Origin of the sequence: Leptotrichia sp. OH3620_COT-345 (assembly GCF_003932895.1) — a bacterium.
Taxonomy (GTDB): domain Bacteria; phylum Fusobacteriota; class Fusobacteriia; order Fusobacteriales; family Leptotrichiaceae; genus Pseudoleptotrichia.
The window spans coordinates 1-14,579 of record NZ_RQYW01000026.1 but is presented as its reverse complement, the minus strand read 5'-3'; the positions used below and the strand labels follow the sequence as shown (position 1 = coordinate 14,579).

10 protein-coding genes and 2 pseudogenes are annotated in these 14,579 nt (G+C 28.2%); 1 reads left to right on the top strand and 11 read right to left on the bottom strand.

All coding sequences use genetic code 11. From position 1 onward, the window contains the following. From EII29_RS10800 to sufC, 7 genes and pseudogenes are all read right to left on the bottom strand, one after another. Positions 1-213, bottom strand: a pseudogene (locus tag EII29_RS10800) (hypothetical protein); the annotation flags it as partial. Between the two features lie 408 nt (positions 214-621). After that, positions 622-1,599 (bottom strand): YiiG family protein, encoded by a 978-nt coding sequence (locus EII29_RS10795; RefSeq protein ID WP_125237534.1) that lies wholly within the window; start codon positions 1,597-1,599, stop codon positions 622-624. A 115-nt stretch (positions 1,600-1,714) separates the two neighbouring features. Continuing rightward, a complete protein-coding gene (sufU, locus tag EII29_RS10790) occupies positions 1,715-2,149 on the bottom strand; it encodes a Fe-S cluster assembly sulfur transfer protein SufU (RefSeq protein ID WP_125237533.1) in 435 nt (144 codons plus the stop codon). Then, complete coding sequence (locus tag EII29_RS10785; RefSeq protein WP_125237532.1) at positions 2,146-3,345, bottom strand: SufS family cysteine desulfurase; 1,200 nt, start codon at positions 3,343-3,345, stop codon at positions 2,146-2,148. The genes sufU and EII29_RS10785 overlap by 4 nt, the downstream gene beginning before the upstream one ends. 65 nt (positions 3,346-3,410) lie before the next feature. Continuing rightward, entirely contained in the window at positions 3,411-4,538 is a 1,128-nt protein-coding gene (sufD, locus tag EII29_RS10780) for a Fe-S cluster assembly protein SufD (RefSeq protein ID WP_125237531.1), read from the bottom strand. Positions 4,539-4,581: 43 nt separating this feature from the next. Continuing rightward, positions 4,582-5,997 carry a Fe-S cluster assembly protein SufB gene (gene sufB, locus EII29_RS10775; RefSeq protein ID WP_125237530.1) on the bottom strand — a complete coding sequence of 472 codons (1,416 nt, stop codon included), beginning with the start codon at positions 5,995-5,997 and terminating at the stop codon, positions 4,582-4,584. 47 nt (positions 5,998-6,044) lie between these two features. Continuing rightward, positions 6,045-6,791 (bottom strand): Fe-S cluster assembly ATPase SufC, encoded by a 747-nt coding sequence (gene sufC, locus EII29_RS10770; protein ID WP_125237529.1) that lies wholly within the window; start codon positions 6,789-6,791, stop codon positions 6,045-6,047. 702 nt (positions 6,792-7,493) lie between these two features. Here sufC and EII29_RS13190 point away from each other — a divergent pair. Next, positions 7,494-8,201 (top strand): annotated as a pseudogene (locus EII29_RS13190) (methylenetetrahydrofolate reductase). 516 nt (positions 8,202-8,717) lie between these two features. On the opposite strand, the gene EII29_RS10760 reads toward EII29_RS13190, so the two are convergent. The 4 genes from EII29_RS10760 to EII29_RS10745 all read right to left on the bottom strand — a co-directional run bounded on the left by EII29_RS10760 (position 8,718) and on the right by EII29_RS10745 (position 14,360). Beyond that, on the bottom strand, positions 8,718-9,794 hold the full coding sequence (locus EII29_RS10760; protein WP_125237528.1) for an extracellular solute-binding protein: 1,077 nt from the start codon (positions 9,792-9,794) through the stop codon (positions 8,718-8,720). A 61-nt stretch (positions 9,795-9,855) separates the two neighbouring features. Then, positions 9,856-11,337, bottom strand: a complete 1,482-nt coding sequence (locus EII29_RS10755) for a UDP-N-acetylmuramoyl-L-alanyl-D-glutamate--2,6-diaminopimelate ligase (RefSeq protein ID WP_125237527.1) — start codon at positions 11,335-11,337, stop codon at positions 9,856-9,858. A 590-nt stretch (positions 11,338-11,927) separates the two neighbouring features. Next, complete coding sequence (locus tag EII29_RS10750) at positions 11,928-12,698, bottom strand: DUF4846 domain-containing protein (RefSeq protein WP_199726077.1); 771 nt, start codon at positions 12,696-12,698, stop codon at positions 11,928-11,930. Between the two features lie 642 nt (positions 12,699-13,340). Next, positions 13,341-14,360, bottom strand: coding sequence for a helix-turn-helix transcriptional regulator (locus EII29_RS10745; RefSeq protein WP_125237525.1), 1,020 nt, complete (start codon positions 14,358-14,360; stop codon positions 13,341-13,343). Between the last annotated feature and the right edge of the window lie 219 nt (positions 14,361-14,579).

The following is a 14,579-nucleotide window of genomic DNA, read 5'->3' as shown; positions in this document are numbered from 1 at the left end:
TCCCTGCTCTTTTGATTTCAAATCTTCCACTTCAGCTTCAAGCTGTACTTTCTGTGCTTCAAATTCTCTTTTCTTTTGCGCTTCCTTTTCAAGAAGATCATTAAATTTCGCTTCTATTGCATTCAGACTTTCAGCTAAGCTTTTTTGTGGTGCTGAATAACTCACTGATGATAACACCAGTATCCCTGTTATCAAAAATAATGCTTTTTTCATTTTACCTCCTAAGTTTAATTTATTATTTTAAAACTAACATAATCACAATTTAAAAAACATTTAATGTTAAATTCCATTTTTGTTCTTTTAGTTTTTTATTTGAATTATGTTTGTTTCTAATTATATCATATTTTGAAAATAAAAAATACCTTTTTGAAGCAACTTTTATATCTCTTTCCTCATTTTCAAATATGTTTTTTATTATTTTTCGAAAACCTTTTTGGAATCCTCTCTTAATCTCACCATTAATTTTTTATATTTTCTCAAAAATAAATATTGATTATTAATTTTAAATAAAAAAGAGACTTTTTTAGAAAATTTCAGAATACCGATAAAATTATATTCTGTTACTTTCATATTTTAAAAGTCTCTTTTTTCATAAACTTTCTCTTTGAGTTTAAATAAGTATTAATTCATTCTATTATATTCGTTTACTAATTCATTAAAACTTTTAATAACATTTTCAGGTGAGCCATTTTCATTTTCAAGAAAAAAACTGTTCTGTAAAGTATTATTGTCTATCTTTTCCTTATTTTCAATTTTTTTTATAAATGTAGCTACAGCTGCTTTGAAGTCAGTAGCTTCTCTTACAAACCCGCTTATACTATGACTTTTATATCCTTCTTTTTCAAGCTGCTTTCCATCATTTACCGATGTCTGAAATTCAGATACTGCATTAATAAGCTTTTCTTGAAGAGGTTTGAACTTAGACACATCCCCTGATGTTAAATTTCCTCCGTTTAAATTTTGCTTTTTTATTTCAGCCAATATTTCTTCAGCCACATTTAAAATAACCAATCTGTTATAGGTTATAACTCTACCTTCCTTTTTCAGCATATTCATATCTTTTTCTCTCTGTTCCGCAACTTTTTTATCCATTGCAGCTCTGAACTGCTTTACAGTTTCATCATATTTTTTTAATGATGCTAAAAATTTTGTATGAAATTCCTGAGCTTTTTTATAATTATCGCTTGTATAGTCTTTTCCCTGATAATACGTTTTCATTTCTGCAACGAGAGGAGCAAATTCCTCCATTACAGGAAGCAGATCTTTAGCAGTTTTATCCAACTCATCCATTTTAGGTTTCATTACTTCAGCTTTTTTAATAGTCTCTACTAAATAAGACAAATCAGCAAAAGAGATCGTCACACCATTTTCAGGTTTCTGAACCTGTTCCTGATTTCCTGCATCTTCGATATAATAGTTTATGCTTTTTTCAAAATTTAATAATTCATTATATATTTTTATATATGAATTATATTTTTGAACCTCATTAACTTGTTGTTTCTGATTTACCTTCCCTTCATCTGACTTACTGCTATTTTTTCCTTTTCCACATGAAACTATAATTAATAAAACTGTTAACAAAATCAAAACTCTTTTCATAAAAACACATCCTTATCTAAAAATAGTATTTACATTAATTTATATTATTATAATAATTTATTTTCTAAATGTCAATTATAAAAAAAGCTTTGATTTCATTAAAATTAAAATTTACCTATCTATTTTTTTCAGTAATAATTCTTAACGAATGCCAACTCAAAGTGGCACATTTTATTCTTGCAGGCATTTTTGCCACATATTCCATCAATACCGCATCTCCAAGTTTTTTTATCTCTTCAGAAGTCAGTCTTTCTTCCTGTTTCATCATTTTAAAAAATATATTTACTTTTTCTTCAGCTTCTGCCATTGTTTTGCCTTTTATTAAATCAATCATCATCGCTGTCGAAGCACTTGAAATGGCACAGCCGTTTCCCAGAAACGCAGCATCTTCTATAATATTTCCATTTAATTTTATTTCCAATATCAAATCATCTCCGCAGTTGGGATTATGACCTCTTTCAACGTATGTGGGAGCTTCTATTTCTTTTTTTAAATCCTTTCTGTTACTGTATTCAAGTATCGTTTGTTGATATATTTTCTCCAAACTCATATTCCAAACACTTCCTTTATTTTTTTTAATCCTTCCACAAGCTTGGCTATATCTTCGTCACTATTGTAAATACCGAAACTTGCACGACAGCAAGAAGGAATTCCTACATAGTTCATCAATGGCTGTGCACAATGATGTCCCGATCTGACTGCGACATTATATGAATCTAATATAAACGCCACATCATGAGAATGCACACCCTGTACATTAAAAGCTATTATCCCTGTTCTTTCGACATTTTCAGTACAGTATGTTTCAACAAAACCTAACCTTTTAATTTCAAATAGTGCCTTCATGGCTAATTCCTTTTCTATCTTGTCTATCCTGTCGTATCCGATTTCTTCTATAAAATTTATCGCTTCTTTCAGTGCTACTGCCCCTTCCACATTTTGTGTTCCTCCTTCAAACTTGTTAGGCAAAGGTGCAAATGTGGACTCCTGCTCTGTTACAAATTCTATCATATCTCCTCCGTATAAAAAAGGAGGCATACTGTCTAAAACTTCTTTTTTACCGTACATTACACCTATTCCCATTGGAGCGAACAGTTTATGCCCTGAAAACACAAGGAAATCAGCACCCAATTCTTGAACATCATGCCTGAAATGAAGTATGGACTGTGCCGCATCTACAAGGACTAAAGCATTTTTTTTATGTGCAGCTTCTATTATTTCCTTTACAGGCTGTATAACTCCCGTTACATTTACCACTCCTGAAACTGACACTATTTTCGTTTTATCCGACAGTTTATATTTAAAATCATTCAAATCAAACTGTCCGTTATCATCTAAATACACATATTTTATTTTTGATTTTTTCTTTTTGGCCACAAATTGCCACGGAACTATATTAGCATGGTGATTGGATATTCCAAGTACAATCTCGTCCCCTTCATTTAGAAATTCCATTCCATAAGAATAAGCAATAAGGTTAATAGACTCCGTTGTATTTTTAGTAAAAATCACTTCTTCAGATCTTTCAGCATTTATAAATTTTCTTACTGTTTCCCTTGCTTCTGTCAATAATCCTGACGCTTCCATTGAGAGCGTATGAGAACCTCTGCCGGGATTTCCGTTATATTTTTTATAATACTCCATCATTTTATCCAGTACCCTCTTTGGTTTCTGTGAAGTGGCAGCTGTATCTAAATAGTAATTTTCAATATTTTCGAATATTGGAAATTCTTTCCTATAGTCCATGCTTTATAACTCCTTTCAATAATTTTCCTACTTTACATATTTCTTGCCTTAAATAATCAGAAAAATTATATTCTCTTTTCCAGCTCTCCCAATAGATTTTCTCTTATTTCCTCATCATCTATGTTATCAAGTACAGGTCTGAATGATGATTCGACAATAAGTTTTTTCGCTCTACTTTCGGAAAGTCCTCTACTCATAAGATAAAACAGCTTTGCTTCGTCGACTTTTCCAACTGATGCTGCATGTTCACCTATCACGTCATCTTCATCACAAAATAATGTAGGAATGGAATGAGCCTTTATTTTTTCATCCAATAATATAGCAAATTCTCCTTCTCTCCCTTCAGACTGTGCAGCACCTTTTTTAAAATATAAATTTCCTCTAAATACTTTTCTTGCCGTATCTTTTACAGCACCTCTTCCCTGTATTTCACCTATTGCTCTTCTTCCTTTAAAAACAAGGGAATACTCCAAATCGAGTTTTCTATCTCCATCAGCCAAATATGCAGGTTTTACATATATTTCTGCTGCATCTTCTTCAAGATAGGCTTTATTACTTATACCGTTCACTTCCGCTCCAAGTTCAATACTGTAATACTCAACTTTCCCTTGTCCCAAAGCTTCTATTTTTGAAGATTCAAAATTTTTCGTTTTTGTATTCAGTGTCTGTATTTTTATTAATTTAACTTCAGAATTTCTTCCTGCTGCAACTTTTATTATTCCGTTACGATAACCTTCGGATCCGTCTTCCGAATTATATGTAATTATAATTGTAGCTTTGGCAAAATCTTCCACTTCTATTACATTATAATCAATAAGGAAATTATTATCTTTATTTAAATTATAATTTATATAGACCGGTTTTTCAACTTTTTTTCTTTCATTTATTTTTATATATTTTCCTTCATTGTAAAATATATTGTTCTGTACTTTAAAAAACTCTCCAAGACCATACTCATTTTCATTTTTCAACCTTTCCAGTTCTTTCAAAGAATCATTCAGTTCCTTTATGGTCACTCCATCCTGATTTTCATTTTTAAGAAATGTATTTTTAAACTCTTTAAATCTTTCAGGTTCTTCATATTCATATCCAACCCTTTTCCACATAGGTTTTTCAAGGGAAGCATATTTTTTAAAATTTTCTGCTCTGTAGTTGCTATTTTCAAGGTTTCTTAAACTTGCTTCGTTCAGCATTATATATTTTCCTCCTAAAATTACTTTATTCTTTTCGGATTTCTTATCCTATAGTTCCTTCAAGTTCCAACTCTATAAGCTTATTCAACTCTACCGCATATTCAAGCGGAAGTTCTTTTGATATCGGTTCGACAAATCCTCTTACTATCATTGCTTTCGCTTCATCTTTGCTTATCCCTCTGGACATCAGATAAAATATAGCTTCATCACTTATCCTTCCAATTTTTGCTTCATGTCCTATATCTACACTGTCATTATTTATTTCAATTATCGGTATAGTATCTGATCTTGATTCATTATCAAGCATAAGTGACTCACATTCAACAGTGGATTTACATCCTACCGCATTTGGCGCCACTCTTAAAAGACCCCTGTAAAATGCTGTTCCTCCATTTTTTGAAATAGATTTTGAATGCACTGTGGAAGATGTATGTGAAGCAGCATGAATTATTTTACACCCCGTATCAAGGTATTGACCTGTTGAAGCAAATGTAACCCCTGTAAATTCACATCTTGAACACTCACCTCTTAAAATAGTCATCGGATACAACATAGAAACCCTTGAGCCGAATGAACCTGACACCCATTCCATTACTCCGCCTTCATCAACAAGTGCTCTTTTTGTATTTAGATTATACATATTTCTTGACCAATTTTCTATTGTAGAATATCTTAATCTTGCTCCTTTTTTTACAAACAGCTCTACAGCCCCTGCATGGAGAGCATTTTTCTTGTATTTAGGGGCAGAACATCCCTCTATAAAATGTAAATCGGCTCCTTCTTCTACTATTATAAGTGTATGCTCAAACTGTCCGGCCTCTGCAGCATTAAGCCTAAAATATGACTGTAAAGGCATACTTACCTTTACTCCTTTAGGTACATATACAAATGAACCTCCTGACCACACCGCTCCATGAAGTGCTGCAAATTTATGATCATTTATCGTAATCAATTTCATAAAATATTCTTTTATTATATCTTCATATTCATTCAAAGCAGTTTCTATATCAGTGTATACTACTCCTTGTTCTGTCAGTTCTTTATGTATACTGTGATATACAACTTCTGAATCATACTGGGCTCCTACTCCTGCCAACGACTGTTTTTCAGCTTCAGGTATTCCCAATCTGTCAAAAGTAGATTTTATATAGTCAGGTACATCATCCCAGCTGTTACTCATAGATTTTGCATCAGGTTCAAGATAATGAACTATATCGTCTATATCCAAATCCGATAAATCCGCTCCCCATACAGGCATAGGCTTTGAATTGAATACTTCCAGTGATTTCAGTCTGAAATCCAGCATCCATTGAGGTTCATTTTTTTTCTCTGAAATTTTTCTGACAATTTCTTCAGTTAAGCCTTTACCTGTTGTAAATTTATGCTGCATTTCATCTTTAATATCATAAACACCTCTTTCAATATCTGCAACATAGGTTTTTTTTCTACTATCTTCCATTTTTTATTATTCTCCTCTTTGAATTTTCTTCCAAAACCGCAATATTTTTATAGCCCCAGTTCTTCTTTCATTTTTCCGTACCCATTTTTCTCAATGTACTCTACCAGTTCTTTTCCTCCACTTTTTACAATTTTTCCATCCATAAGTATATGGACAAAATCAGGCTGTAAATATTCCAATACTTTATCATAGTGAGTTATAATAAGCATGGCAGTATCTTGAGTTTTTAATGTTCTAACACCTTCAAATACTATTTTAGTAGCATCTATATCAAGTCCTGAATCAGTTTCGTCCAATATGGCAAGTTTAGGTTCAAGTACTGCCATTTGAAGTATTTCATTTTTCTTTTTTTCTCCTCCTGAAAATCCTACATTTAAATGTCTTTCGGCATATTCAGGATTTATATGAAGTTTTTCCATTTTTTCCACTAATTCATTATGAAACTGCATTAAATACTGCTTTTCTCCTGTAACCGACTCTTTTGCAGTTCTTAAAAAATCTTCCACTGTCAGTCCCGGTATTTCTTCAGGATATTGAAAAGATAAAAAAATCCCTTTTTGGGCTCTTTCGTCTACTTCCAGTTCATTTATATTTTCTCCGTCCAGTATAATTTCCCCTTCAACTATTTCATGTTTCGGATGTCCCACAAGAACGCTTGCAAGAGTAGATTTACCTGCTCCGTTAGGTCCCATTATAACATGAACTTCCCCTTTATTAATAGTCAAATCTACACCTTTCAGAATAGGTTTTCCCTCGACTTCGGATTTAACTCCTTTTAAATTTAACAAACTCATCTTTTACTACCTCCAAAAATTTATACAAATACTTATTAATAATTTTTATATATACATTTTACAAAAAAATTGTAATAAAGTCAATTTTAAAAATATTATATTTTGGAATTTTAATCCGGATAGGTTTATTTTAAAATTTTCTCAAAATAACATTCTTATAAATTTCAGCTATTTAAAAATTCCTTTTCTTTGTTAATACTATAGCTATAAAATAATAAAAAATTATTAATTTACTAAATATTTATAATATATAAAGCAATCATAAATAATTTATATTCTCTATATAAAATTTATCAATTTTACAAATATACCATTTTATAGTAAAATATATTTGAAAATGATTTTCACAAACAGTCAATGACAATTTTAGTTGAATAAAGATATATTGGGGAATATCTTTTAAATTTTATTATTAAACTTAAATTAAAACCGACTGTTTTACTGTGCTTTTCTGTATGGAGGGATTTTTTATGACCTGGTTAATTCCGGGTCTTTTTTATCGCCATCTTATACCTTAATTGTCGATTTCATAGTCCTTAAAATAAATTATTATATTTAAAAATACTGAAAGAATAAAAGAACTTTACAATAAAAAAAATCCTGTTTTCTCTTTTGAAATTTTTCTGAAGAAAAACTTAAAGAAGTTACTAAAGAACTGGCAGATCATAAACCTGATTTTATAAGTGTCACTTACGGTGCAGGATGTACAACAAATCCGGAACGGTAGAAATAACTTCATACATTAAAAACTGTCTTGAAATAGAAACTTTGGCTCATCTTACATGTATCGGAAGTAAAAAAGAAGAAATTATTGATTTTTTAAAAGAATTTAAGGAAAATAATATAAAAAACATACTTGCTCTAAGAGGCGATATTCCTAAAGAACGGGATGAAAACATTTACAATGAGCGAAATTACAAATATACTTCGACTCTGATAAAAGATATAAAAGAAAATGGTGATTTTTATGTAGGAGGAGCATTTTATTCTGAAGTTCATTATGAAAATAATGATTTACTTGATTTAATATATTTGAAAAATAAAGTTGAAGTAGGAGAAGATTTTTTAATATCTCAGATTTCTTTGAAAACGAGACATTTTTCAAATTCAGAGAACAAATTGAAAAACTTAACATTTCTGTCCCTCTTATCGCAGGTATAATACCTGTCACAAATGCAGCACAAATAAAAAATTACTTCTCTTTGCAATTGTAAAATCCTTTTAAAACTCGAAAAAATCCTGAGAAAATACGGGGATAATCCCGAATCCATGAAAAAAACCGGAATTGATTATGCCACAGAGCAGATTATCAAACTTCTATCTGATGATATAAAGGGAATTCACTTGTACACAATGAATAAAACAAGCATTATCCGAGAAAGCCTCAACAATGTGAATTTTGTAAGATAGTATGTTTTCCAATTTTTTTTATAAAAAATTGGTTCAAAAAACTTCCAACTCAAATTTTACTATATCAAAAAATGACCACTTATTGTAAAAACAAAAAAGATGTTTTTACCACATTTGATATTCCATTTTTTATGTTACAAAATTTGAATGTCGGGATTTTTCTTTAAAATTTCAATTTTATATTTACATTATATTTTATAATCATTTCATTTCACTTTCTTTCCTAGAATATTTAAAAAATGGAAAACCTTATATTCTTACATAAAATTTCCCATTTTACTTATTAATATATACATATTTTATTCTTTTAAAATTTTACGACATTCAAGATTTTTACAAAAAATATAAATTATATCAATCAGAAAAAAGTCTGTCTATACATAGCAAGTTCACTGTTTTTTTTAAGTATAATAGATATTTTTGAACTTTTTAAAAATTTTTCAGTCATTAATAGTCGGAATGTGAAGGTATCGATAAGTCCTCGTAAAAAAACAAATTATCTTACCCAATTTCTTATTAATTTGATAACTTTATTTCATTCCATATTTTATCATGCTTTTCTTTTGCTTCATCAGATAAAGCTCCCGGAAGTTTACCGTTTTCAACAACCTGACTTGTTTTTACTATTGCTTTTACAGAGGATTTTTCTTCTATCCCTTTTATAACAGATGTAGTTTTAAAAAATTCATACACTTTTATAAAATTTTCAGGTCTATATAAAAATTCTAAAAATTTATATGCATTTTCCCTATTTGGTCCATTTTTTACAACTGCCATACTGTCAATATACATCATTGCACCTTTAGGCACAAAATAATCAAAATTTTCATAATCTTTTTCCTCAAGTTCACCGTAAATATTTTCGGCATATCCATGTACAGCGTAAAATTCCCCTGTAGCTATACTCTTTCCAAATGAAGTGGCATCAAATTTTGCTAAATTCTTTTTCCATTCAAGAATTTTAGTTTTTGCTTCTTCCAACTGTTTGTCATCTGCCGAATCGGAAGGATATCCTAAATATTGTAAAGTAGCTCCTATTACTTCCCGACCGTCATCCAACATTGTCATTTTTCCTTTATACTGTTCTAAGCCGAATACATCAAAAGACTGAGGATAATCTTTCATAAACTTTTTATTTACTGCTATTCCTGTTGCAGAATATGAATAAGGTATACTGTATTGTAATCCCGGATCATATATTTGAGAATACTCTTCCAATTTTAAATTTTCTTTATCTAAATTATTAAATGTTTCTCCTAATTTTGTCTTATCCAGTTTTTCAATTAATCCATTTTTTATAAGTACATCTACATAATCAGTAGAGGGTGAAATTATATCAAATCCTTTTGCTCCGGACATCAGCTTTGCCATCATTACATCATTGTTGTCATAATAGCTGAAATTAATTTTTATTCCTGTTTCCTTTTGAAATTTATCTACCAATTCTTCAGGTATGAAATACGTCCAAGTATATATGTTCAGTTCTTTGCTTCCGTTATTTTCTGAACTTCCTCCTTTATTTTCCGTTTTTCCTCCACACGCTGTAAATAGAAACATTGCCAATATCCCTACTAAAAAGAATATTTTTTTCATTTTTTAAAATCACTCCCTTCAAATTTTTTTTACTAATAATAAGTGTATCAAAAAATTAAAATTATATCAAATATTTTTTTACTGTTTTTCTGTCATCAAAGTATTTTTTTTCTGTTCCTATAATTTGATAAGTTTCATGTCCTTTACCTGCTATAAGCAAACTGTCTCCTTGCTTTATCAATTCTTGAACTGCGTATTTTATAGCTTGTTCTCTGTCTTCTATAATTGTATACTTTTCTTTCGGAAAATTTATTTCAGTTAATCCCGTTTCAATTTCCTTTAAAATATCCATCGGATCTTCAGTTCTCGGATTATCTGAAGTCAAAACTATAAAATCACTGAATTTTGAAGCTGCCTTTGCCATTTTAGGTCTTTTCCTGTTATCCCTGTCCCCTCCTGCTCCAAATAGTGTAATCACTTTATTTTCAGTTATTTTTCTTAAAGTTTGTCCTACATTTACGAGCCCGTCATCTGTATGTGCAAAATCTACGATTATTCTGGCATTTTTATTATTTTTTATTATTTCAAATCTTCCGGGAACCGGAGACATCTTTTCCAGTTTTTCAACAATCGTTTCCATATTTATTCCTAGAGATACTGCAGTTCCTATACAACCTAAAATATTATATAAATTATATTCTCCTATTAAATTTATCTCCGCTGAATATTTTTTCCCTTTATATGTGATACCTATTCTCATTCCGTTATTTGTATATCCGATTATTTCTCCATATAAATCAGCTTCTTTATTTTTTATACTTATTTTTAAATATTTATTTTCTTTTTCACAATTTTTACCATTATTTTCTTCAATTATTTTTTTACCATATTTATCATCAATATTTACTATCCCTCTTTTCTTTTCTCTTAACATTGTAAATATTTTCTTTTTAGCATTAAAATAATTTTCCATCGTTTGATGAAAATCAAGATGGTCTTGAGTAAGATTTGTAAATATTACCGAGTCAAATTCAAGCATGTTCACTCTTCCTATTTCAAGGGCATGGGAGCTTACCTCCATTATAAAATATTCAACACCTTTTTTCACACTTTCATTAATCAATTTTATAAGTTCAAGTGATTCTGGAGTTGTATTTACAGTTTCAAATTCCTTATCAAGTATTCTGTTTCCTGTTGTTCCTATTCGAGAAGTTTTTTCAAGTATATTTTCAAGTATATAGCTTGATGTAGTTTTTCCATTTGTTCCGGTTATTCCTATTATTTTTATTTTATTCTGAGGATAGCCATAATAATTTGAAGCAATTATTCCCAAACTTTTTCTGATATTTTCCACAACTACAAAAGAAACTTCTTCATATTTATCATATTCAGAAACTTTTACACCTTTTTCGGAAATTATCATTTTAGCACCGTTATTTATAGCATTTTGTATAAATTCATGTCCGTCAACTTTCTTCCCTGACATTGCGACAAATACAAAATCATCATTTATGTTTCTTGAATCATATTCAATTCCCTTAATCAAAAATTCTTTTCCTTTATGGATAATTCTATAAGATACATTTTCAAATATTTTATACATATGAAACTCCTTTAATATTTATCAATTTTACGAATTGTTCTATCACTTTGACAACTTCTGTAACATAAAGCTCTAATTATATTATGATGTTATATCATTTTTCCTAAAACTAACAATTTTTTCATATTTTCTCACATAACTTAAAATTCAAATTCTCAAATATTTTTTATTCTCAAGTTTAAAAAATTAGGATAATATTAACCCTACACTTTTACTTTTTTAATGGCTTTGATCATTTAAATATAAAATTTTCATATACTACTTTAATTTTATTCATTTCTTTTAAATAAAAAAGTATAATTCGGATAAATTAAATTATATTTTACATTAATTAAAAATTATTCTACAAACTAAAAATAATCCTCTAACTATAAACAATGTCTATTTAAAATTCAGGAAATTTTATTTTTAATAACTTATAAAAATGAAAATATATAAAATTTATAATTTAGGATATTATTTATTATAAATCAAAATGTTTATATATAGTTTTTTTAAAAAATTAAAAATTTTAAAATATTAAAATTATTATTAATTTTTAGTTCCATTATAGTAGTTCAAACATTATTTTTATAAAATTTATTTTAAATTTATTGAAACCTTCTTAATTTATTTAAAGGAAATTTCCATTCAGGAGTAACAAGAATATCTTTATTTTTCAAAGAATACCAGACTCCCATACTTCTATCAGGATTCACTAATATCTGTGTCTGTTGTGCAGGCATGTAAGATTGTGCCAACATAAAAACCTTTTCCCCTTTGTTATTTACAGCCATGTCTAAAATTATCACCGCATGCCCGGGACTTCCTCCCATTATAAAAACATCTCCTATTTGAATATTTTCTATAGTTTGGGGTTTCATCTCCTTTTCAAGGGAAATGGTTCCTGAATAAGCAAATACTATATTCATAAAATTTCTAAAATCTTTATAAGTATTTGAAGAAGCTGTTTTTTTATAATAATTTCCTTTTCCTTTAGGGTTTATTCTATATCCTTCCATCCATTTTGAATACTCAGCATTAAATCCTGATACAAAATTAAAATTTATTTTACCGTATTCTTTTCTCGAATAAAAATATTCCGCTCTAAGAAGCATTATTGCATCTGCACATTGATGTAAATCTCTGTTTCCTATTTCAACATCAATCACACTGTCATAAATTCCTTCACTTCTTTTAGCCTGACCATTATAAAATAAAGCTTTTTCTCCATAAGGTTTTAATTTTTGATTTCTCAAAAATTGAGCAAAACTGCCTTTTTCAGTTTGTATTCTTCTATACCCTTTAGGTGGATTGTATCTGCTTTCTACTGTCATTCCTTCTGAATTTACAGTTTTATCTGATAACAGTGATTTCTCCATAAAATTTTCAGTTATTTGTATATTCTTATTTTCTATATTTTTATTATTTTCAGCATTACAGCAAATTTGTAAAGATATAAGCAAAAATATTGAAATTTTTTTTACATTTTCACTTTTTATCATCAAAACTTTCCCCTTTCATAAATAATAATTTATTTTATCATTATTTCAGATATTACGTCAATTATATTTATTTTTCTTTTAAATTTTATTTATAACTTATCACAATAACGAAGACAATACAAATAAGAATATCATTAACTGAATTTTTTTATCCGGAGTATCTTCATATTTCAGATTATCTTACAGTTCAAAATAATTTTCTAATTATAAATAACATGTCCTGCTAAATCCATAAATATCATTTCTACAATTTTTCCAATCATAAAATATATCATAATTTATAAAACCTAGATATCTTTGATTTTATACCAATTAAATAAAATTCGATTTTATCAAATTTATACTCTACTCTCATTTTTATTTTCTATTTATTTTATTAAACAGTTATATTTTTAATATATAAATTTCAAAATAAATCTTTTAATAAAAAATCTTCAAATTCTTTTTGTTTTAATTAAATTCTATAATAAAAAAATTGTCTTAAAACAAAAAACATCACTTAATTTAAGACAATTTTATTCAACATTTTCTCTGATATTTACTTGGTAAAATTCCAAAATATTTTTTAAACGTTTTTGAAAATTTACTCGGATTTTCATATCCCACTTCAATAGCTATATCAAGTATATTTTTATCGGTAGTTTCAAGCAAAAATTTTGAATACTCCATTTTCTTTTTCTGTATATATTGATAAATAGTAACACCTTCTATTTTTTTAAAGGCTCTCTGCAACTGGTAATTACTGACTTTTAAACTTTCATACAACTCTTTTATAGTCGGAATTTCAGAAATAGAATATTCGTTCAGCATTTCTTTCATTTCTTTTACAATTTGAATATCATCAATTAATATTGTTTCCATAGAATTAACTCGAATTTTCAAAATTAAAAATAAAAAGTGAAAAATTTTCATTTTAAATTCCAAATAATCATTGACATCATTAATAAGCATATTTTCAATCTGATTTGACAAAATGTTTACTTCCGAATTTGATTTTCCATAACAGAAAATATCATTTTCAAAAATATTTAAAACTTTCTCTTTCCACTTCAAAAAAGATTTTTTATCCATTGACTTTGAAAGATTTGATTCCAAATTATCCATATTCAGAAAAATGAGAATTTTTTTTAAATCACTACTTTTAAATCTATATTTATCAATATCATTATTATTCAGCTTATAAATTAAAATATCTCCCTTTTTTAAATAATAATTTTTTTTGCTTTGGGTAGAAGATATAAAACATTCTCCTTCAAGACAATAGACTATTTCAAATATATTTGATTTTACTTTAGGATAAAAAAAATCCTGTTTCATTTTTCCTGAGGCTTTCAAAAGATACACTTCATAATCTTCATCAAGCTCATATCGTTCCAATGCACATTTTAAATTTTCCTCTTTTGAAACCAAACTGTACTTTTTTCCAAATTCCTTTTTTATTTCTTTGATTTCAAAAGCTTTTTTTAATTCATGTCCATTAAAAATACCTGCAAAATTTTCGTTTTCATATTCATTTTCTATCTTTTCCCTATTTTTCACAACTTACCAATCCTCATTTTGATAATTATAATTAAAAATTTATTTTTCCTCATTATACTCGAAATTTTATTTATTTTACAGTCCCTAATTTTAAATAGCCCATTTTTTTATTAATAGTAATTAAAAAAAGAGCTATTTCAACTAATATCCGAAATAGCTCTCCTTACATTCTCATCTCACTTCTCTTAAAAATTAATCCTGAAACCTGTCGTAAATACA